This is a genomic window from Stenotrophomonas sp. YJH_SMC_25, from assembly GCF_059369595.1.
In genome coordinates this window covers 44,656-64,305 of record NZ_JCAFSV010000014.1, presented here as the reverse complement: position 1 = coordinate 64,305, position 19,650 = coordinate 44,656, and the positions used below count along the sequence as shown (strand labels likewise).

17 protein-coding genes, 1 other RNA gene and 1 pseudogene are annotated in these 19,650 nt (G+C 68.1%); 4 read left to right on the top strand and 15 right to left on the bottom strand.

Annotated elements, in window-relative coordinates; translation table 11 throughout:
- Positions 1-23 precede the first annotated feature (23 nt).
- The 13 genes and pseudogenes from ftsA to mraZ all read right to left on the bottom strand — a co-directional run bounded on the left by ftsA (position 24) and on the right by mraZ (position 14,345).
- Positions 24-1,259, bottom strand: coding sequence for a cell division protein FtsA (gene ftsA / locus AC5P7E_RS17330; RefSeq protein WP_005408083.1), 1,236 nt, complete (start codon positions 1,257-1,259; stop codon positions 24-26).
- 68 nt (positions 1,260-1,327) lie between these two features.
- Positions 1,328-2,005 (bottom strand): annotated as a pseudogene (locus AC5P7E_RS17325) (cell division protein FtsQ/DivIB); the annotation flags it as partial.
- Positions 2,002-2,964, bottom strand: coding sequence for a D-alanine--D-alanine ligase (locus AC5P7E_RS17320; RefSeq protein ID WP_005408081.1), 963 nt, complete (start codon positions 2,962-2,964; stop codon positions 2,002-2,004). The pseudogene AC5P7E_RS17325 and the gene AC5P7E_RS17320, both read right to left, overlap by 4 nt.
- The gene (gene murC, locus AC5P7E_RS17315; RefSeq protein WP_005408080.1) at positions 2,961-4,397 is read right to left on the bottom strand and encodes a UDP-N-acetylmuramate--L-alanine ligase; all 1,437 of its coding nucleotides are present in this window, start codon (positions 4,395-4,397) and stop codon (positions 2,961-2,963) included. Before murC ends, AC5P7E_RS17320 begins: the two co-directional genes overlap by 4 nt.
- A 40-nt stretch (positions 4,398-4,437) precedes the next feature.
- On the bottom strand, positions 4,438-5,526 hold the full coding sequence (gene murG, locus AC5P7E_RS17310) for an undecaprenyldiphospho-muramoylpentapeptide beta-N-acetylglucosaminyltransferase (protein WP_005412247.1): 1,089 nt from the start codon (positions 5,524-5,526) through the stop codon (positions 4,438-4,440).
- Positions 5,523-6,842 carry a putative lipid II flippase FtsW gene (gene ftsW / locus AC5P7E_RS17305; protein ID WP_005408078.1) on the bottom strand — a complete coding sequence of 440 codons (1,320 nt, stop codon included), beginning with the start codon at positions 6,840-6,842 and terminating at the stop codon, positions 5,523-5,525. Before ftsW ends, murG begins: the two co-directional genes overlap by 4 nt.
- Before the next feature lies 1 nt (position 6,843).
- Entirely contained in the window at positions 6,844-7,929 is a 1,086-nt protein-coding gene (gene mraY / locus AC5P7E_RS17300; RefSeq protein WP_004154219.1) for a phospho-N-acetylmuramoyl-pentapeptide-transferase, read from the bottom strand.
- Positions 7,919-9,313, bottom strand: a complete 1,395-nt coding sequence (locus AC5P7E_RS17295) for a UDP-N-acetylmuramoyl-tripeptide--D-alanyl-D-alanine ligase (RefSeq protein ID WP_005412245.1) — start codon at positions 9,311-9,313, stop codon at positions 7,919-7,921. Before AC5P7E_RS17295 ends, mraY begins: the two co-directional genes overlap by 11 nt.
- Positions 9,310-10,818, bottom strand: coding sequence for a UDP-N-acetylmuramoyl-L-alanyl-D-glutamate--2,6-diaminopimelate ligase (locus tag AC5P7E_RS17290; protein ID WP_150359471.1), 1,509 nt, complete (start codon positions 10,816-10,818; stop codon positions 9,310-9,312). Before AC5P7E_RS17290 ends, AC5P7E_RS17295 begins: the two co-directional genes overlap by 4 nt.
- The gene (locus AC5P7E_RS17285) at positions 10,815-12,659 is read right to left on the bottom strand and encodes a peptidoglycan D,D-transpeptidase FtsI family protein (protein WP_114619026.1); all 1,845 of its coding nucleotides are present in this window, start codon (positions 12,657-12,659) and stop codon (positions 10,815-10,817) included. The genes AC5P7E_RS17290 and AC5P7E_RS17285 overlap by 4 nt, the downstream gene beginning before the upstream one ends.
- Complete coding sequence (ftsL, locus tag AC5P7E_RS17280; protein WP_005412242.1) at positions 12,656-12,919, bottom strand: cell division protein FtsL; 264 nt, start codon at positions 12,917-12,919, stop codon at positions 12,656-12,658. Before ftsL ends, AC5P7E_RS17285 begins: the two co-directional genes overlap by 4 nt.
- Positions 12,916-13,884 (bottom strand): 16S rRNA (cytosine(1402)-N(4))-methyltransferase RsmH, encoded by a 969-nt coding sequence (rsmH, locus tag AC5P7E_RS17275; protein WP_012479154.1) that lies wholly within the window; start codon positions 13,882-13,884, stop codon positions 12,916-12,918. The genes ftsL and rsmH overlap by 4 nt, the downstream gene beginning before the upstream one ends.
- A 14-nt stretch (positions 13,885-13,898) precedes the next feature.
- Positions 13,899-14,345 (bottom strand): division/cell wall cluster transcriptional repressor MraZ, encoded by a 447-nt coding sequence (gene mraZ, locus AC5P7E_RS17270; protein ID WP_004143635.1) that lies wholly within the window; start codon positions 14,343-14,345, stop codon positions 13,899-13,901.
- A gap of 323 nt (positions 14,346-14,668) precedes the next feature.
- Between mraZ and AC5P7E_RS17265 the strand changes: the two genes are divergently transcribed.
- Both AC5P7E_RS17265 and AC5P7E_RS17260 read left to right on the top strand, forming a co-directional pair.
- Positions 14,669-15,445 carry an NRDE family protein gene (locus AC5P7E_RS17265; protein WP_065183610.1) on the top strand — a complete coding sequence of 259 codons (777 nt, stop codon included), beginning with the start codon at positions 14,669-14,671 and terminating at the stop codon, positions 15,443-15,445.
- Positions 15,446-15,546: 101 nt separating this feature from the next.
- Positions 15,547-16,017, top strand: a complete 471-nt coding sequence (locus tag AC5P7E_RS17260; protein WP_049397418.1) for a DM13 domain-containing protein — start codon at positions 15,547-15,549, stop codon at positions 16,015-16,017.
- Positions 16,018-16,155: 138 nt separating this feature from the next.
- Here the strand turns inward: AC5P7E_RS17260 and rnpB are convergent.
- Both rnpB and rsmI read right to left on the bottom strand, forming a co-directional pair.
- Positions 16,156-16,507, bottom strand: an RNA gene (gene rnpB, locus AC5P7E_RS17255) — RNase P RNA component class A.
- Between the two features lie 155 nt (positions 16,508-16,662).
- On the bottom strand, positions 16,663-17,481 hold the full coding sequence (gene rsmI / locus AC5P7E_RS17250; protein WP_005408070.1) for a 16S rRNA (cytidine(1402)-2'-O)-methyltransferase: 819 nt from the start codon (positions 17,479-17,481) through the stop codon (positions 16,663-16,665).
- 81 nt (positions 17,482-17,562) lie between these two features.
- Between rsmI and AC5P7E_RS17245 the strand changes: the two genes are divergently transcribed.
- Both AC5P7E_RS17245 and AC5P7E_RS17240 read left to right on the top strand, forming a co-directional pair.
- Positions 17,563-19,284: a penicillin-binding protein activator gene (locus AC5P7E_RS17245; RefSeq protein ID WP_049459446.1), complete on the top strand. Its 1,722-nt coding sequence runs from the start codon at positions 17,563-17,565 to the stop codon at positions 19,282-19,284.
- On the top strand, positions 19,274-19,642 hold the full coding sequence (locus AC5P7E_RS17240) for a YraN family protein (RefSeq protein ID WP_012479149.1): 369 nt from the start codon (positions 19,274-19,276) through the stop codon (positions 19,640-19,642). Before AC5P7E_RS17245 ends, AC5P7E_RS17240 begins: the two co-directional genes overlap by 11 nt.
- The last annotated feature ends 8 nt before the right edge of the window (positions 19,643-19,650 follow it).

The window sequence follows — 19,650 nt, the reverse complement described above, 5'->3', positions numbered from 1 at the left end:
ACCCCGGTGTTACGGGTTCCGCGTCAGAACTCGCCGCGGAACCAGGTCTTGAGTTTCTTGAACATGCTTCCGGCGCGCCCGGTCGGTAGCGACGGCCGGCGCGGGTGCTCGATCTGGCTGCCCATCAGCAGCAGGCCCACGCCGGTGGCATGCACCGGGTTGCCCACCACTTCGCCCAGGCCGGTAACGTGCTGCGGGATGCCCACGCGCACCGGCATCTGCAGCATTTCCTCGGCCAGCTCGACTACGCCTTCCATCTTCGAGGCACCACCGGTCAGCACCATGCCGGCGCGCACCAGTTCCTCGAAGCCGGAGCGGCGCAGTTCGGCCTGCACCATCTCGAAGATTTCCTCGTAACGGCCCTGCACCGCCTGCGCCAGCGAATGGCGCGGCATGCGGCGCGGCGGGCGGTCGCCCACCGACGGCACCTGGATGCTTTCCTCGGCAGTGGCCAGCTGGGCCAGGGCGCAGGCGTAGCGCACCTTGATCTGCTCGGCTTCCGGGGTGGGCGTGCGCAGCATGTGCGCGATGTCATTGGTGACGTGGTCGCCGGCGATCGGCAGCGAAGCCGTGTGGCAGATCGCGCCCTGCACGAACACCGCGATGTCGGTGGTGCCGGCGCCCATGTCGACCAGCACCACGCCCAGCTCGCGTTCGTCGGCGGTCAGCACCGCAACGCTGGAGGCCAGCGAGGACAGCACCAGGTCATCCACCTGCAGGCCGCAGCGCTGCACGCACTTGCTGATGTTGGCCGCGGCTGACTGCGCGCACACCACCAGGTGCGCATGCACCTCCAGGCGCACGCCGGTCATGCCGACCGGATTGCGGATGCCTTCCTGCGAATCGTCCAGCACGTACTCGCGCGGGATCGCGTGCAGGATCTTCTGGTCGGCCGGAATCGCCACCGCCTTGGCCGCATCGAGCACGCGATCCAGGTCGCCCCAGGTCACTTCCCCGTCGCGGATCGGCACGATGCCCGGCGAGTTCTTGCACTGCACGTGGTTGCCGGAGATCGAGGCGTACACCGAGCGGATCTCGCAGCCGGCCATCAGCTCGGCTTCTTCCACCGCGCGCTGGATCGACTGCACGGTCGATTCGATGTCCACCACCACGCCGCGCTTCAAACCGCGCGACTCGTGCGAGCCGATGCCGATCACTTCGATCGGGTTGCCCGGCGAATACTCGCCCACCAGCGCCACCACCTTGGAGGTGCCGATGTCCAGGCCAACGATCAGCGATTTGTCACCCTTGCGATTCATGTCCTTTCCTGCGTGCTTCTGGCCGGGGTCGCCGGCGCTTTCGCCGGCGTGGCCGGGGTACCCCAGCTCAGCGTGAAACCATTGGTGTAACGGAGGTCGGCGCGCTCGATCGGCGCGTCCTGACGGTTGAGCTGCGGCAGTACCTTGACGAAGCGCTGCATGCGCGAGCGCGCGTCGTCGCGGCCGACCACCACTTCGGTGCCGTTGCTCAGCACCAGCGACCAGCTGCCGCGTGCATCCATCGTCACCCGGCGCACATCGACGCCGGCCGGTGCGAACAATGCACGCGAGTCGCTGTACAGCTTCATCACTTCCTCGGTCTGGCTGTCCGGGCCATCCAGTTCGGGCAGCGCAAGGTCGGCCAGCTTCTTCGGCGTGGGGAACAGCTTGCCCTGCTCGGAAACCAGGCGGTCGTTGCCCCAGCGCGCGAACGGCTTGTGCTCGACCAGGGTTACTTCCAGCACATCCGGCCACTGCTTGCGTACCCGTGCGCTTTCCACCCACGGCAGCTTTTCCAGTGCGTCCTGGGCATCCTGCAGCTTGACCGCGAAGAACCCGGCGCGCGCATACGGCAGCAGCACCTGCTGCAGCTGTTCGGCCGGTACCCGCTTGAACTCGCCATGCACGCGCAGCTTCGCCAGCGGCCAGCGCTCGGCGCCGACCCAGCCATTGACCACGGCCACCACCGGCAGTGCAACCACCGACAGCGCCAACAGCCAGACGAAGATGCGCAGCACCGCGTTCATGCGTGCGAGGCCTCCAGGGTCTGTTCCAGCACGCGCCACACCAGCTCTTCGAAGCTGATGCCGGCCTGGCCTGCGGCCTTGGGCACCAGCGAATGGCTGGTCATGCCCGGCGCGGTATTCACTTCCAGCAGGAAGAAGCGGCCGCTGCTGCGGTCGCGCATCACGTCCACGCGGCCCCAACCACGGCAGCCAGCAGCGCGGAACGCGGCCAGCGCGATGCGGCGGATTTCCTCTTCGTCGCCACCGTCCAGGCCCGGGCACAGGTACTGGGTGTCCTCGGCGATGTACTTGGCGTTGTAGTCGTACCACTGGCCCTTGGGCACGATGCGGATCGACGGCAGCGCGACGTCGCCGAGAATGGCCACGGTCAGTTCGTCGCCGACCACCATCTGCTCCATCAGCAGCTGGCCGTCGTAGCGCGCAGCCAGGGCCACGGCCTCATCCAGGCCGGCGTCGTCGGTGACCCGGCTGATGCCCACGCTGGAGCCTTCGTTGGCCGGCTTCACCACCACCGGCAGGCCCAGCTCGGCCGCCAGCGCATGCACGTTCGATGCGTCGACCTTGCGGTATTGCGGGGTCGGCAGGCCCAGCGACAACCACACCTGCTTGGTACGGATCTTGTCCATGCTCAGCGCAGAGCCCAGCACGTTCGAGCCGGTGTACGGCACGCCGAAGGCGTCCATCAGGCCCTGCACGATGCCGTCCTCACCACCACCGTTGTGGCCGTGCAGGATGTTGAACACACGGTCGATGCCGCCGGCAGCCAGCGCCTTGGCCAGCGCCGGAATGCCGTCCACGGTGAACGCATCGACACCGCGCGACTGCAGTGCTTCCAGTACGTTGCGGCCGGAATCCAGCGACACCTCGCGTTCGCTGGAAGTGCCACCGAGCAGCACGGCGACGCGGCCGAATACAGCCGGGTCGGTCACGCGCAGCGGCGGGAAGGTCAGCGCGCTCACGCCTCGCCCTCCCCCTTGAAGCCTTCCACCGCGATGTGGGTAGCCACGGCGCCGATGTCGCCCGCCCCCATCATCAGCAGCAGGTCACCGTCCTGCAGCACGTCCGGCAGCACGCTGGCCAGCTCGGCGGCCTTGCCAACCACCACCGGTTCGCTGCGGCCGCGCGCGCGGATGGCGCGGGCCAGCGCATGCGAGTCGGCACCGGCAATCGGTTCCTCGCCAGCCGGGTAGACCTCGCTCAGCACCAGCGCATCGACGCTGGACAGCACTGCGGCGAACTTGTCGAACTGGTCGCGGGTTCGGCTGTAGCGGTGCGGCTGGAAGGCCACCACCAGGCGCTTGTCGGCCCAGCCACCACGGGCGGCGGCGAACACGGCTTCCAGCTCGCTCGGGTGATGACCGTAGTCATCGATGATGCGCACCTTGGCGCCACTGGCGGTGGTCACTTCGCCCAGATCGTTGAAGCGACGGCCGACACCGGCGAAGCCTTCCAGTGCACGCGCGATGGCGTCCGGGGCCACGCCCAGCTGCCAGCCCACTGCGGCGGCGGCCAGTGCGTTGAGTACGTTGTGCCTGCCCGGCAGTGCCAGTACCACTTCCTGGCTGGTGCCCTGCGGCAGGCGCAGGGTGAAGCGCATGCGCGACCCTTCCTGCACCACGTTCTCGGCGCGCACGTCGGCCTGCGGGCTCATGCCGTAGCTCATCACGTGGCGCGGGGTCCTGGCGGCCAGCGCAGCCACTTCCGGGTCGTCGATGCACAGCACCGCCAGGCCATAGAACGGCAGGCGCTGCAGGAACTCGGCGAACGCTGCCTGCACGCGGGCAAAGTCGTTGCCGTAGTTCTCCAGATGATCGGCATCGATGTTGGTGATGATCGACATCAGCGGGTTCAGGCGCAGGAAGCTGCCATCGCTTTCGTCGGCCTCGGCCACCAGCCACTGGCCACCACCCAGCTTGGCGTTGGCGCCGGCGGCCAGCAGCTGGCCACCAATCACGAACGTCGGGTCCAGGCCACCTTCGCTCAGCACCGCAGCGGTGAGGCTGGTGGTGGTGGTCTTGCCATGCGTACCGGCCACGGCGATGCCGCGACGGAAGCGCATCAGCTCGGCCAGCATGGCCGCACGCGGCATGATCGGAATGCGCTGGCTGCGCGCTTCCATCAGTTCCGGGTTGTCTTCGCGGATGGCGCTGGAGACCACCACGCAGTCGGTGCCCAGCACGTTGGCCGCCGAGTGGCCGCGCATGATGCGCGCACCCAGGCTGGCCAGGCGGCGGGTCGCCACGTTGTCGGCGTTGTCCGAGCCGGACACTTCATAGCCCAGCGTCAGCATCACTTCGGCGATACCGCTCATGCCGGTGCCGCCGATGCCGACGAAATGCACGCGCGGGAACGCGCGCACCAGGTCGTTGGTGTCGTGCAGGCGGCGGATCATGCGCGGCCTCGCGCAGGGCAGGCGCGGTGGCATGCCTTCTTCATACAGCTTCCTCGAGAATGATATCGGCGATGCGCTCGGCGGCATCGACCTTGGCCAGGGCACGCGCGGCTTGCGCCATCTGCATGCGGCGGGCGGGATTTTCGGACAGATCGCGCAGCAGTGCGGCAATGCCGTCGGCCAGCGTTCCGTCCTGCTTCAGCAAAACCGCCGCGCCGCGCTCGACCAGGTACTCCGCATTGCGGGTCTGGTGATCGTCGACGGCAGCGGGGAATGGCACCAGCACACTGCCGACACCGACCGCGCACAGCTCGGCCAGCGTGGACGCGCCGGAGCGGCATACGACCAGATCGGCCCAGGCAAACGCCTCGGCCATGTCGGCGATGAACGGGGTGATCTCCGCCTGCACGCCGGCCTTGGCATAGGCCTCGACCGCTTCGGCATGCATCTTCTCGCCGCTCTGGTGGCGCACCTGCACCGGCACTGTAGCGCCCAGCGCAGCGATGGCCTGCGGCACGCCGGTATTGAGCGCGCGTGCCCCCTGGCTGCCGCCCACCACCAGCACGCGCAGCGGACCCTGGCGGTCGGCGAAGCGCTGTTCCGGCGGTGCGATGGCGGCGATCTCCGCACGCACCGGGTTGCCGACAAACTCCTCGCCCTTGGCGAAGGTGCCCGGGAAGCCGGTCAGCAGACGGCGTGCATAGCGCGACAGGATGCGATTGGTCAGGCCCGGTGCGCGGTTCTGCTCATGCACGATCAGCGGCAGGCCATGCAGGCGCGTGGCCATGCCGCCGGGACCGGAGGCGAATCCACCGAAGGCCACCACCGCACGCGGCTGGCGCTTTCGGATGATCATGCCGGCCGCGCGCAACGCGCGCATCAGCCGCCACGGCGCGCCCAGCAGGGCCAGCTTGCCCTTGCCGCGCAGGCCGGTGATGGCCAGCGTGTCGATCGGAATGTCGTGCTGCGGCACCAGACGGGTTTCCATCGCACCGTCGGCGCCCATCCAGGTGACCGGCACGCCGCGCGCGCGCAGCACGCGGGCCACGGCCAGGCCGGGGAAGATGTGACCGCCGGTACCACCGGCCAGGATCATCACCGGGCGCACGTTGTCGGTGGCTGTGCTCATGACAGCCTCCCGAAGGTCGGTTCGATGCGCGACTGCAGGCGGCTGGTGCCACGCGCAGCGTTCGCTGCAGCGGCAGCCACCGGCTCGGCGCTCATCGGTACGCTGGCGGCCACCGGCGCGGCCGGCTCGTCGCTCGGCTCGGCAGCGGCGTCTTCGGTGCCGCCGATGCGCACGGCCTGGCGGCGCTCGGCGCGCTTGAGTTCATAGGACACGCGCAGCAGCAGGCCCATCGCCACGCAGGTCATCAGCACCGACGAGCCGCCGGAAGAGATCAGCGGCAGGGTCAGGCCCTTGGTCGGCAGGATGCCCAGGTTCACGCCGATCGAAACGAAGGTCTGCATGCTGATCCACAGGCCGATGCCGAAGGCGATGTAGCCGGAGAAGTGCCGCTTCATCTCCACGCAGCGCATGCCCAGCCAGAAGGTCCGGCCGACCAGCAGCGCGTACAGGGCCACGATCACGCAGGTGCCCAGGAAGCCGAATTCCTCGGCGGTGACCGAGAAGATGAAGTCGGTATGCGCTTCGGGCAGGTAGTACAGCTTCTGCACCGAGTTGCCCAGGCCGACGCCGGTCCACTCGCCACGGCCCACCGCCATCAGCGCGTTGGACAGCTGGTAGCCGTCGCCCTGCTGGTCGGCCCATGGGTCCAGGAAGGACGTGATGCGGCGCATGCGGTACGGCTCGATGATCGCCAGTGCGCTCATGCCGACCAGGCCGATGATCACCGGCATCGACATGCGCGGCATGTTCACCCCGCCCAGCACCAGCATGCCGGCGGTGATCGCCAGCAGCAGGGTGGACGAGCCGAAGTCCGGCTGCAGCAGCAGCAGCACCACCAGCGCCCCGGCCACGCCCAGCGGCTTGAGCATCGCCGGCCAGGTCGCATTGACCTCGTCGCGGAAACGCACCAGGTAGCTGGACAGCCAGACGATGTAGAGCACTTTCACCGCTTCGACCGTCTGGAACTTGGAGATGCCCAGGTTGATCCAGCGGCGCGCACCGTTGACCGTGCTGCCCAGGCCCGGTGCGAACACCGCCAGCAGCAGCACGAAGCAGCCCAGCAGCAGCATCTGGTTGTACTGCTCGATGGACTTCAGTTCAGTGCGGGCGGCGATGACCGCCAGCACGATACCCACCGCCAGGAAGATCAGGTGGCGGTTGAGGTAGTAGAACGGACTGCTCATCAAGGCGATCGAGCTGGACGCCACCATCACCACGCCCACGCCGGTGAGCGCGATGATCGCGCCCAGCAGCCACTTGTCGTAGCTGCCTTCGATGGCTTCAAGGCGTGTTGCCTGGCGGGACAGGTCGTTCATCTCAGCGCACCTTCAACGTGGCCAGGCCGATCAGCACGAGCACGACGGAGATGATCCAGAAGCGCACGATCACACGCGGCTCGGGCCAGCCCTTCAGTTCGAAATGGTGGTGGATCGGCGCCATGCGGAACACGCGCTTGCCGGTCAGCTTGAACGAGGCCACCTGGATCATCACCGACAGTGTTTCGATGACGAATACGCCGCCCATGATCACGAGCACCAGTTCCTGGCGGGTGATCACCGCGATCGTGCCCAGCACCGCGCCCAGCGCCAGCGCGCCGATGTCGCCCATGAAGACCATGGCCGGATAGGTGTTGAACCACAGGAAGCCGAGGCCCGCACCGGCGATGGCCGCACAGATGATGACCAGCTCGCCGGCGCCCGGAATCTGCGGAATCTGCAGGTAGTTGGCGAATACCACGTTGCCCGAGGCATACGCGAACACGCCCAGCGCGCAGGCCACCAGCACGGTGGGCATGATGGCCAGGCCGTCCAGGCCGTCGGTCAGGTTCACCGCGTTGGAGAAGCCGACGATCCAGAAGTAGGCGATGGCCACGAAGCCGATGCCGGCCAGCGGCAACGCCACCGATTTGAACATCGGGATGTAGAAGGTCAGCGCCGCCGGCACGTCGGCCGTGTAGAACAGGAACAGGCCAGCAGCCAGGCCGAAGATCGACTGCAGCAGGTATTTCCAGCGCGACTTCAGGCCGTTCGGGTCGCGGCGGACGATCTTGATCCAGTCGTCATACCAGCCGATGGCGCCGAAGCACAGCATCACCGCCAGCACCAGCCACACGTAGCGGTTGCGCAGGTCGGCCCACATCAGCACCGACAGGGTGATGGTGAGCAGGATCAGCGAACCGCCCATGGTCGGCGTACCGGCCTTGGAGAAATGGGTCTGCGGACCGTCCTTGCGGATCGGCTGGCCGCCCTTGAACTGGGCAAGCTTGCGGATCATCGCCGGGCCAAGCCACAGCGACAGGAACAGGGCCGTCAGCGCGGCAAGGATGGCGCGGAACGTCTGGTAGTTGAACAGCCCGAACAGGCTCTCCAACTGCTGCAACCATCGAGCCAGTTCATACAACATGCGGGGATTCCTCTCCTTGCGCCAGCAGCGCTTTGACGATCAGGTCCATGGCACTGCCACGGGAACCCTTGACCAGGCAGCGCACACCAGCGTGCAACTCGTCCTGCAGCGCCTGTGACAGCGCACCATGGGTATCGAAATGGCGTCCGCCTTCACCGAAGGCGGCCGCAGCGGCGGCACTGAGCGGACCCAGTGCATACAGCCGCTTCAGGCCGGCGGCGCGTGCACGGATGCCGGCCTGCGCATGCAGCGCCTCGCCGTCCGGACCCAGCTCGCGCATGTCGCCCAGCACCAGCCAGCCCTCTTCCGGCGCGGCGGCCAGGGCGTCGATGGCCGCAGCCAGCGAACCGGGGTTGGCGTTGTAGCTGTCGTCCACCAGCACCGTGCCATTGCGCAGCTGATGGGCAATCTGGCGGCCCGGCACCGGTTGCGCTTCGGCCAAGCCGGTCGCGATCAGCGCCAGGTCGACACCGGCGGCCAGCGCCAGGCTGGCGGCGGCCAGCGCATTGCTGACGTTGTGGCGACCGGGCAGGCCGAGCACCACGCGGGCTTCGCCGCTCGGTGCGACCAGGGTGAACTGGCTGCCCTGCGCGCCGGCGCGGATGTCGCGCGCGGTCACCTCGGCGGTATGTTCCAGGCCGTAGCGCAGCACGCGGCAACGCGGCGGGGTGCCGACGAAGTGCTGTTCGAACCAGCGGCCGTAGGCATCGTCCACATTGATCACCGCCACGCCATCGGCCGGCAGCGCGGCATAGATCGCACCCTTGGTCACCGCCACGCCGAGCAGGCTGCCCATGCGTTCCAGGTGCGCCGGGGCAATGTTGTTGACCAGCGCATAGCGCGGGCGGGCGATGTCGGTCAGGTAGGCGATATCGCCCGGCTTGCCGGCGCCCATCTCGTAGACGGCGTAGTCGGCATCTTCCGGCGCATCGATCACCGCCAGCGGCAGGCCGATCTCGTTGTTGCGGTTGCCCGGGTTGGCGTAGACCACCTTGTGGGCGTGCTGTGCCACCTGCTGCAGGATCGACAGCAGCAGGCTCTTCACGCTGGTCTTGCCGTTGCTGCCGGTGATCGCGAACACCTCGGTGCCGCGGTCGCGCTGCATGCCGGTGGCGATCTTCGCCAGTGCCAGTTCGCTGTCGGCCACCAGCACCTGTGGCAGTTCGATCGGCAGCAGGCGCTCGACCAGCAGCGCACTGGCACCGCGCGCCTGCGCGTCGGCGGCAAAGTCATGGCCGTCGAAACGCTCGCCGCGCAGCGCCACATACAGGCTGCCCGGGCCGAGGCTGCGGGTGTCATTGCTGACCGCATCGATGGCCACGTCGTCGCCGTGGATCTCGCCGCCGGCCCAGTGTGCGATCAGCGAAAGCAGGGTGCGCTTCATGCGGTGCCCTCCCCGGCCTGCGCCTCTAGTACACCGGCCTTGGCCGCCAGTGCAGCGGCGGCCACTTCGGTGTCGTCGAAGTCATGGCGCACGCCATTCACTTCCTGGTACGGCTCGTGGCCCTTGCCAGCGATCAGGATGATGTCACCGGCACCGGCACGCTTCACCGCCAGGCCGATCGCACGCGCGCGGCTGCGCTGCACGGTCACGGCGGAGGCATCGGTGAAGCCGGCCAGGATGTCGGCCACGATCACGTCGCCATCCTCGCCACGCGGGTTGTCGTCGGTGACGATGACCTGGTTGGCCAGACGCTCGGCAATGGCCGCCATCTGCGGGCGTTTGCCGGTATCACGCTCGCCGCCGCAGCCGAACACGCAGAACAGCGTGCCCTGCAGGTGGCCATGCAGGCTGTCCAGCGCCTGTTCCAGCGCGTCCGGGGTGTGTGCGTAGTCGACCACCACGGTCGGCAGGCCGCCTTCGCCGCCCAGGCGGTTCATGCGGCCACGGATCGGCTGCAGCGCCGACAGTACTTCGGCGATGCGCGGCAGCGGCTGGCCCTGCGCGTGCAGGGTGCCGGCCACCGCCAGCAGGTTGTCCACGTTGAAGCGGCCCAGCAGCGGCGACAGCACCGCCGCGCGCTGACCGTCGATGACCAGTTCGAAGGCAATGCCACGGCCATCCAGCTGCAGCGCCTCGGCGCGCACGCTGGCGTCGGTGGCACCGCGCGAGCTCAGGCCGATCGGCTGTACGCCCGCCGGCAGGCCGGCGAACAGCTGACGGCCGAACGCGTCGTCCAGATTGATCACCGCGGCCTTCAGGCCCGGACGGTGGAACAGCCGCGCCTTGGCCGCGCCGTAGCTGGCCATGTCGCCGTGGTAGTCCAGATGGTCGCGGGTGAGATTGGTGAACACCGCCACGTCGTAGTGCACGGCATCCACGCGCCCCTGGTCCAGCGCATGCGAGCTGACTTCCATCGCCACCGCGCGCGCACCGGCGTCGCGCAGCTGCGCCAGCAGCGCATGCATCTGCAGCACCAGCGGCGTGGTGAAGCCGGTCGGCTCGACCGCACCATAAAGTCCGGCGCCCAGCGTGCCGATACTGCCACTGGGCGTACCGAGCAGGTGCCAGGCCTGGGCCAGCAGCTGCACGGTGGAGGTCTTGCCGTTGGTGCCGGTGACACCGACCATCGCCATCGCCCGCGACGGCGCGCCATGGAACTGGTCGGCCATCGCACCCATGCGTGCGCGCAGGCCCGGCACGGCGATCGCATCGGCCGGTGCCGGCAGTTCGACAGGCGCCGGCGGTTCAAACAGGATGACGCTGGCACCGGCGGCGCGGGCCTGCTCGACAAAGCCCAGGCCATGCGCGCCGAAACCGGCGATGGCGACGAAGGCATTGCCGGGACGCACGGCGCGGCTGTCCAGCACCAGGCCGGTCAGAACGGGGTCGTGCCCTGCAAGGGCAACGTCCGGAAGCAACTGCGAAAGCAACATCGAAGGACTCATTGCGTGCCTCCCGTAGTGGGCGGCGTCTGGGCGTGCGCGCTCGGCAGCGCAGCATCGAATTCAGCGGCGGCATCCACCGGCAGCGCGGTCTCGGCCGGCGGCGCAGGCAGGATCGAGGCCGAGTGGCCGACCTTGCCGGACTGCTGTGCGGCCAGCCACGACTGCAGGTCGTCCAGTGGCACGTCCATCAGGCGCAGGGTGCCTTCCATCACGTTGTGGTAGACCGGCGCCGACACCAGGCCGCCGTAGAACTTGCCGGCCTGCGGATCGTTGATGACGATGACGGTGGCGAAGCGCGGGTTGGTGGCCGGTACCACGCCAGCGAACAGCGCGTTGTAATGGCCACGCTCGTAACCACCCGGGCCAGCCTTGCGCGCAGTACCGGTCTTGCCGGCCACGCGGTAGCCCAGCACCGCCGCCTGCTTGGCGCCGCCCTGGGTGACCACGGTTTCCATCATCGCCACGACCTGCCTGGCGACGTTTTCGTCGATGATCTGATGCGCTTCGTTGCGCTGGCCTTTGACGAAAGTCGGCGCGATCAGCTTGCCGCCATTGGCCAGCGCCGAATAGGCGGTAGCGATCTGCAGCGGCGTCACGTTCAGGCCGTAGCCGTAGGACATGGTGGTCTTGGTGGCACCGTCCCAGTTGGCCGGGCGTCGCACGACGCCACCGGATTCACCCGGGAAGCCGCTGTGCGGCACCGAGCCATAGCCGAATCGGCGCACACCGTCATAGAACACCTGGTCCGGCATCTTCGCCGCGACCTTGGCCGCGCCGATGTTGGAACTGCGGGTGATCACACCGGTCACGTTCAACACGCCGTTGTTGCGCGGCACGTCGCGGATGGTGAAGCGGGCCACCTGCATGTAGCCCGGATTGGTGTCGATGATGGTGTCCTTGGTCACCGCACCGGCCTGCAGCGCGGTAGCGATGGTCAACGGCTTCATCGTCGAACCCGGCTCGACCAGGTCGGTCACCGCACGGTTGCGGCGCGCATCGGGCAGCGCGCCAGTCAGCGAATTCGGGTTGTAGGTCGGCAGGTTGACCATGGCCAGGATCTCGCCGGTGGTCACGTCCATGATCACCATCGAACCGCCCGCTGCCTTGTTGGCCACCAGCGCGTTGCGCAGTTCCTTGAACGCCAGGTACTGGATGCGGCGGTCGATGCTGAGGGTCAGGTCCTTGCCCGGCTCAGCGGCGCGCAGCAGATCGCTCTCGACGGTCTCGCCCTTGCGGTTGCGGATCACCCGCTTCGCACCGGCCTTGCCGCGCAGCCATTCGTCGAACGCCAGCTCCAGGCCTTCCTGGCCGCGGTCGTCGATGTTGGTGAAGCCCAGCACGTGCGCCATCGCTTCACCCTGCGGGTAGAAGCGGCGGAACTCGCGCTGCGCGGCCACGCCCGGAATCTTCAGCGCGACCACCTTCTCTGCCTCGTCCGGATTGATCCGGCGGCGCAGGTACATGAATTCCTTGTCCGACTTCTGCGACAGGCGGCTGCTCAGCTCATCCACCGACATGCCGACCGCCTGGGCCAGCTCCGGGATGCGCTCGGGCGAACGCAGCAGGTCCTGCGGATTGACCCAGATCGAGGCGACCGGCGTGGATACCGCCAGCGGCTCGCCGTTGCGGTCGGTGATCATGCCGCGCGAGGTCTTGATCGGCAGCTCGCGCAGGTAACGGGCCTCGCCCTGGCGCTGGTAGAAGTCGCTGTTGATGATCTGCACATAGGCCGCGCGGCCGACCAGCGACACCGAGCACAGACCGAGCGCCAGCGCGACCCAGCGCAGGCGCTGGCGCAGGTTGAAGGCATTGCGCGGGCGGTTGCGGCCGGCCTTGCTCATGGGCGCACCACCACGATATCGGCGGCCTCGGGGAACTTCATGCCGAGCTTCTCGCGGGCGATGCGATCGACACGGTTGGCTTCGGCCAGGGTCGCCTGCTCCAGCTGCAGGCGGCCGAATTCCAGGTTGATGTCATCGCGCTTGCGCTCGGCGCGCGACAGTTCGATGAACGTCTGCCGATGACGGTGACGCACGAACACGACGCCGATCGCCGAGGCCACGGTGGACGCCAGCAGGATGATCAGCAGCAGCCGGCTCATGCGTCGGCCTCCCGCTTCTGCGCCACGCGCAGCACGGCGCTGCGCGCACGCGGGTTGGCGGCCAGTTCCTCGTCGGTAGCCTTGATGGCACCGCCGATCAGGTCCAGCGTCGGCACGAACGCCACCGCCTCAGGCAGGCGGCGGTTGGCCGGCGGCGCCTTGGCCAGGCGGTTCATGTACTGCTTGACGATGCGGTCTTCCAGCGAATGGAAGCTGATCACCGCCAGCCGGCCACCGGGCTTGAGCCGTTCCACGGCCGCATCGAGCCCGGCTTCCAGATCGGCCAGCTCGCGGTTGATGTGGATGCGGATGGCCTGGAAGCTGCGCGTGGCCGGGTGGATCTTGTCTTTCCCACGCGGCATCACCGAGGCGATCAGCTCGGCCAGTTCGGCGGTGCGGGAGAAGGGCTGCTTCTCACGGCGGGCCACGATGGCACGGGCGATGCGGCGGCTCTGGCGTTCTTCGCCATAGGTCCACAGCACGTCGGCAATTTCGCGCTCTTCCACGCGGTTGATCCACTGCGCGGCGCTTTCACCGCTGTCCGGGTCCATGCGCATGTCCAGCGGGCCGTCCTTGCCGAAGCTGAAGCCACGTTCGGCCACGTCCAGCTGCGGCGACGACACGCCCAGGTCGAACAGCACGCCGTCCAGGCCTTCGGCCGTCGCATCCCACTGCAGCAGCTGGGCGAAGCTGCCACGGAAGATGGACACGCGCGGGTCCGGCGCGAAATCGCGCTCGGCAACGGCGATGGCTTCCGGATCCTTGTCCATGACCAGCAGGCGCCCCTCGGGACCGAGCTGGGTGAGCACGCCACGTGCATGACCGCCACGACCGAACGTGCCATCCAGATAACGTCCGTTTTCGATCACCCTCAGGCCTTCAAGGACCTGGGTGTACAGGACCGGCAGGTGCACCGCCGGCGACTGCGACACCGGAAGGTGACCGGTCTGCGCTTCTGGGCGCATCCGGGCACCCCGGCTCACAACTTCAGGTCGAGCAACCCATCACCCAGATCCTCGTCAGACAACGTCTGCTGGATCAGGGCCCGATGCGCCTGCTCGCTCCACAATTCGAACTTGTCGCCCATACCGAGCAATACCGCCTTCTTCTCAATGCCCACCGCACCGCGGTGGCTGGCGGGGATGCTGATGCGACCGTTGCCGTCCAGTTCCAGATGGGCGGCCGAGCCGACCAGCTTCTGCTGCAACAGGCGCACGACGCGCTGGGTGTTGGGCTTGGACATGACGTCGTCGCGGACCCGCTCCCATTCCGACTCTGCATACAGCCACAGGCAGCCGGCTTCGAACGGGTTGTAGGTCAGCACGAGACGGTTGTTGCTGGCGCGCGCGACGAGGTCGCGGTAAGCGGTGGGAACCGCCATGCGCCCTTTATCGTCAACTGTGATGGCCGTCTCGCCCTGGAACACGACGCGTGCACCTATCCTTCGCCCGGTGAAACATTGAACCACGAAAACCCACAAAACACCCGGATTTCCCTCTGATGCCCACCTTAGCAGCGGCCGAAGGGTTGTCAACAACTTTTCAGCGGGGAAATCGCCAGCCGCATCAATGGCTTGCAACAACCTTTAGAGAATTGTTCAAGGCTTATCCACAAGTTGCTGATCCGTCTCAATTTTTGAGATTGAACGGAAGTTCAGGGCTGTGGACAAGGCGTGAAACATCGCCCGCGCATTCATCCGGAACCGGCCGGAAACGCCGCCGGACTGCGCAAACGATGCACAATGAGGCCATGTGCCTGCTCGCTCTTGGCTGGATGCACCACCCGCGCTGGCGGCTGGTGATGACCGGCAACCGTGATGAGTTCCACGCCCGCCCGACCGCGGCGCTGGCCCCCTGGCAGGATGAGACCTCCGTCATCGGAGGGCGCGACCTGCGCTCCGGCGGTGGCTGGGCCGGCGTCGGCGCCGGCGGCCGCATGGCCGTGGTCACCAATGTCCGTGATCCGCTGGCCGCACAGACCGGCCCGTCCCGGGGTGCACTGGTGGCCGACTTCCTGCGCGGCCGCGACCCCGCCGCCGTGCATATCGACCAGCTGGCCACCGTGGCGGGCGCGTATGCACCCTTCAACCTGCTGCTGGCCGATGGCGACAGCCTCGAGTACCTGGGCAACCACCCCGCCGAGCGCCAGAGCCTGGGCCCGGGTGTGCATGGCATGTCCAACGGCGCGCTGGACGCGCCCTGGCCGAAGACCCGACGGCTGATGGCTGCGCTTTCCGCGTGGCTGCAGGAAGACGGGGTCAGATCCCCTTCCCAAGGGGAAAGGGATCTGACCCCGCTCTGGAACGCCCTCGCCGACGAACACCGCCCGGCCGACAGCGACCTGCCCGACACCGGCATCGGCCTGGAACGCGAGCGCTGGCTGAGCCCGGCCTTCATCCGCGGCGACGATTACGGCACCCGCGCCAGCACCGTGCTGCTGATCGATGCCGATGGCCACGGCGAGATCCACGAGCGCCGCTTCGGCCCACAGGGCGTCGCACTTGGCCAGAGCCAGGTCGATTTCTGACCCTGTACCTGTTTTCTGTGTCTATAAATGTCTGCACACACGCCACACGATGACCCGGCGCGGTCCTGCCGCGCGCCCCACCGATCCACAGGGAGTCATCGATGCGCCGTGTTCTTGTACTTGCCGCCACCCACCTGCTCGCCCTCGGCCTGGGCTTCGGCCTGGGCATCTACCTGCTGCCGATCCTGATCGCCCCCGACGACCCGCCGGTCGCACAGGTGCAGGCCGCCATGGCCGAAGCCCGCTACCACACCACCTTCCGTCGCCACCTCAAGGGCAGCGACGCGGTGCACTGGGCCGAAGGCAAGGTCAGCGTCAGCCCGCGCCAGGTCGCCTTCGACGGCAAGATGGGCCCGGGACCGGATTACAAGGTCTACCTGGTCCGCGACTTCGTCGACAACAAGGCCGATTTCCTGAAGACCAAGGCGCAGGCCCAGCGCATCGGCGAGGTAAAGACCTTCAACCGCTTCCTGGTGGACGTGCCCGAAAGCATCAACGTGGACGACTACACCACCGTAGTGGTGTGGTGCGAACGGTTCGAGCAGTTCATTTCCGCTGGGCAGTACCGCTGATCAAAAAGGGGCCGGCTCCCTTTCCTGCGGAAAGGGAGCCGGCCCCGTAATGCTGGCGCACCGACGCCACGCATGGGCGCCGGTAGATCCCCCACGCATGGCATCAGTAGATCCACGCCATGCGTGGATGGAAGAAAGAGGCGGAGCCGGCCGATAAGCCGGGTTCTGTCGTGGACAGTCATTCCTCTAGGCGTTACGTCACCGCAACGCTCAAGCAACCTACCCGGATCCAACGCGGGCCGCGCCAAAGGATCCCTATTTGGTCTTGCTCCAGGTGGGGTTTGCCGTGCCGGTCTGTTGCCAGACTCGCGGTGCGCTCTTACCGCACCATTTCACCCTTACCGGCCTTCCGAAGAAGACGTAGGCGGTATCTTTCTGTTGCACTTTCCGTCGGCTTGCGCCGCCCAGGCGTTACCTGGCACCTTGCCCTATGGAGCCCGGACTTTCCTCGGCACCCCCGAAGGGATGACGCGACTGTCTGGCCGGCTCCGCCAGCGCATATTCTAGCGCACGCACGTCCTTCCTGCCGTGCCGATCGCGGCGTCCGGTTCATCCATCCACGCATGGCGTGGATCTACCGATGTCGCTGCCCTAGTGGGTGCAGATTCCGATCTGGTGGGTGCGGACCTTGGTCCGCACGATCCATCAACTCCCGTACAACGCCTTGCGCGGTGCACCGGTCAACTCGGCGGCGAGCTTGGCGGCGGTCGACGGCGGCAGGTGCTCGCTCAGCTTCGCGTAGACGCGGCGACCATGCGCCAGCTGCGCTTCCTCGTCGTCACCAGCACCCTGCACCATCACCACGAACTCGCCCTTGCGCTGGTTCTCGTCGGCTTCCACCTTGGCCAGCAGTCCCGCCAGATCACCATCGAGCACGGTCTCGAACAGCTTGGTCAGCTCGCGTGCCAGCACTGCCGGGCGCTCGCCGCCGAAGATCGCCGCCATGTCGGCCAGCGATTCGGCGATGCGGTGCGAGGATTCGTAGAACACCATCGTGCGCACTTCGCCGGCCAGCGCCTGCAGGCGGTCGCGACGGCCACTGGCCTTGGCCGGCAGGAAGCCCTCGAAACTGAAGCGGTCGCTGGGCAGGCCCGCCACGCTCAGCGCGGCAATGGCGGCGCAGGCACCGGGAATCGGGCTGACCTTGATGCCGGCCGCACGGGCAGCACGCACCAGGCGGAAGCCGGGGTCGCTGACCAGCGGGGTGCCCGCATCGCTGACCAGCGCCAGCGATTCGCCCGCCTGCAGGCGCGAGACCAGGCGTTGCGACAGGGCCTCTTCATTGTGTTCGTGCAGGGCCACCAGCGGCTGCTGGATGCCGAAATGGGACAGCAGCTGGCCGCTGCGGCGGGTGTCCTCGGCACAGATGGCCGCCACCGAGCGCAGCACCTCCTGCGCGCGCGGGCTCAGATCGGCCAGGTTGCCGATCGGGGTGGCGACGACGTACAGGGTTGGGACACTCATTTCAGCGGTACTCACGGGGCAAGGGTAGAATCGTAGCGTGTACCCGGCCAAGGCCGCTGCCCTCATCGCATGGACCCGATCATGAACAAGCCCGCCGCACGGATCTCCGCCCTGTCGTTGTCGCTGATGCTGCTGGCCGGCTGTGCCACCACCAGCCTGACCAGCGCGCCCGAATCGCCGGCCCAGAGCCAGGCGCTGGCGCTGATCGAACAGGGCAAACCGCGCGACGCCGCCCTGCAATTGGAAGCGCTGGCCGCAACCCTGAAAGGTGGCGCCCGCAGCAACGCCCTAGCCGATGCCGCCTGGGCCTGGCACCTGGCCGGCGACAGCGCTCGCGCGCGCAGCCTGCTGGGCCAGCTCACCGCCCGCCAGCTGACCGGCGCCAGCCTGCAGCGCTACCAGCTGACCGGCGCCGAGCTGGCACTGGCCGACAAGCAGCCGGCGCAGGCGCTGGCACTGCTGAAGGACAGCGGCGACAACGTACTGCCGGCCCTGCGCACGCGCTGGTACGTGGCACGCGCGAATGCCCTGCAAGGCACCGGCGACAGCTTCGGCGCCGCCGCCGAGCGCGCCCGCGCGCACGCCAGCCTGACCGGCAGCGCCCGCAGCGAAAACCAGGCCGCCATTGCCGGCCTGCTCGGCACGCTCGACGACGCTACCCTGCGCAGCCGTGCCGCCGCCCTGCCGGCCAACGACCCGCTGTACAACTTCGCTGGCCGTGCGCTGATCGCACGCGGCCTGCCGCTGCCGCGCCCGTTCGACCGCGACGGCGCCGCCCAGTTCGATACCAGCAAGCGCCCGCCGGCGATGAGCGACGGTTACCGCCCGCCGGCCAAGCTGGCCGTGCTGCTGCCGCTCAGCGGCCGCCTGGCCACCGCCGCGCAGCCGGTGCGCGATGGCCTGCTCGCCGCCTACTACGGCGAGACCCGCCGCCGCCCGGACATCAACTTCATCGACACCGCCGGTACCCCGGCCGGTGCGCTGGCCGCATATGACAAGGCCGTCGCCTCCGGTGCCGACTTCGTGGTCGGTCCGCTGGGCCGCGACGAAGTGGACGCGGTGTACGGCCGCCAGCAGCTGCAGGTGCCGGTGCTGGCACTGAACCGTGGCAAGGACGCGCCGCCGGCCGGCAGCGCCGGTTTCTCGCTGGCGCCGGAAGACGACGGCATCGTCGCCGCCGAATACCTGCGTGGCCGCGAGCGCGGCAAGGCGCTGGTGATCAACAGCGCCGACGATACCGGTCGCCGTGCCGCCGCCGCCTTCGCCCAGCGCTTCGCCCAGCGCGGCGGCCAGGTGGTGGCCACGGTCGGCGTCAGCGATGCGGTTGGCGATGTCGGTGCGCAGGTGCGCAATGCCGGCCAGGTCGATGCCGTGTTCCTCGCCGTGCGCGCCCCGCAGGCTCGCCTGCTGGCGCCGCAGCTGGCGCTGGCCGGTGCCGGTGGCGCCACCCGCGTCGGCACCTCGCAGCTGACCGTCGGCAGCGGCAAGATGGAAGAAGACGTGGCGCTGGACGGCATCGTCTACCCGAACGAAGCCTGGAACGTGCGCAGCGTGTCGGGCCTGCCGTCGGCCAGCCAGGTCGCCAGCACCCTGCCCAGCGCACGCGGTGCGGCCGGCCGCCTGTTCGCCTTCGGCGCCGATGCCTGGAAGATCACCGCCTACCTGGACAAGCTGTCCAACGAAGGTGGCCTGGACGGTGCCACCGGCACCCTGTTCCTGGACAGCAACGGCAACATCCTGCGCCAGCCGGCCTGGTCCACCTTCAATGGCGGCCGGCCGATGCCGATCGTCGGTGGTCGCTGAGCGCAGCCAACGGGGCTCGGCGGTGGAAGCCGCCGCCGAGCAGCATCTGCAACGGGCCGGACTGCAGCCGCGTGCGCGCAACGTGCGTTATCGTGGCGGTGAGCTGGACCTGGTGATGGACGACGCCGGCACCGTGGTGTTCGTGGAGGTGCGCTACCGCGCGCGATCTGATTTCGGTGGCGGCGCGGCCTCGGTGGATGTGCGCAAGTGTCGGCGCCTGGCACATGCCGCATTGTTGTACCTGCAGGACCATCCCGCGCTGGCCGATGCGCCGTGCCGCTTTGATGTGGTGGAAGCTACGGGCGAGCCGCCGCAGTTGCAGTGGCTGCGCGATGCGTTCCGGTTGGATGATTGCTGATGGCTACC

Coding starts and splice junctions, on each gene's coding strand:
- ftsA (WP_005408083.1), bottom strand. CDS start 1,259: ATGAATCGCAAGGGTGACAAATCGCTGATCGTTGGCCTGGACATCGGC.
- murC (WP_005408080.1), bottom strand. CDS start 4,397: ATGATCCGCCGCCTGCACGACACCAACGACCTGGTGCGCGCGTTCCCG.
- murG (WP_005412247.1), bottom strand. CDS start 5,526: ATGAGCACAGCCACCGACAACGTGCGCCCGGTGATGATCCTGGCCGGT.
- ftsW (WP_005408078.1), bottom strand. CDS start 6,842: ATGAACGACCTGTCCCGCCAGGCAACACGCCTTGAAGCCATCGAAGGC.
- mraY (WP_004154219.1), bottom strand. CDS start 7,929: ATGTTGTATGAACTGGCTCGATGGTTGCAGCAGTTGGAGAGCCTGTTC.
- AC5P7E_RS17295 (WP_005412245.1), bottom strand. CDS start 9,313: ATGAAGCGCACCCTGCTTTCGCTGATCGCACACTGGGCCGGCGGCGAG.
- AC5P7E_RS17290 (WP_150359471.1), bottom strand. CDS start 10,818: ATGAGTCCTTCGATGTTGCTTTCGCAGTTGCTTCCGGACGTTGCCCTT.
- AC5P7E_RS17285 (WP_114619026.1), bottom strand. CDS start 12,659: ATGAGCAAGGCCGGCCGCAACCGCCCGCGCAATGCCTTCAACCTGCGC.
- ftsL (WP_005412242.1), bottom strand. CDS start 12,919: ATGAGCCGGCTGCTGCTGATCATCCTGCTGGCGTCCACCGTGGCCTCG.
- rsmH (WP_012479154.1), bottom strand. CDS start 13,884: ATGCGCCCAGAAGCGCAGACCGGTCACCTTCCGGTGTCGCAGTCGCCG.
- AC5P7E_RS17265 (WP_065183610.1), top strand. CDS start 14,669: ATGTGCCTGCTCGCTCTTGGCTGGATGCACCACCCGCGCTGGCGGCTG.
- AC5P7E_RS17260 (WP_049397418.1), top strand. CDS start 15,547: ATGCGCCGTGTTCTTGTACTTGCCGCCACCCACCTGCTCGCCCTCGGC.
- rsmI (WP_005408070.1), bottom strand. CDS start 17,481: ATGAGTGTCCCAACCCTGTACGTCGTCGCCACCCCGATCGGCAACCTG.
- AC5P7E_RS17245 (WP_049459446.1), top strand. CDS start 17,563: ATGAACAAGCCCGCCGCACGGATCTCCGCCCTGTCGTTGTCGCTGATG.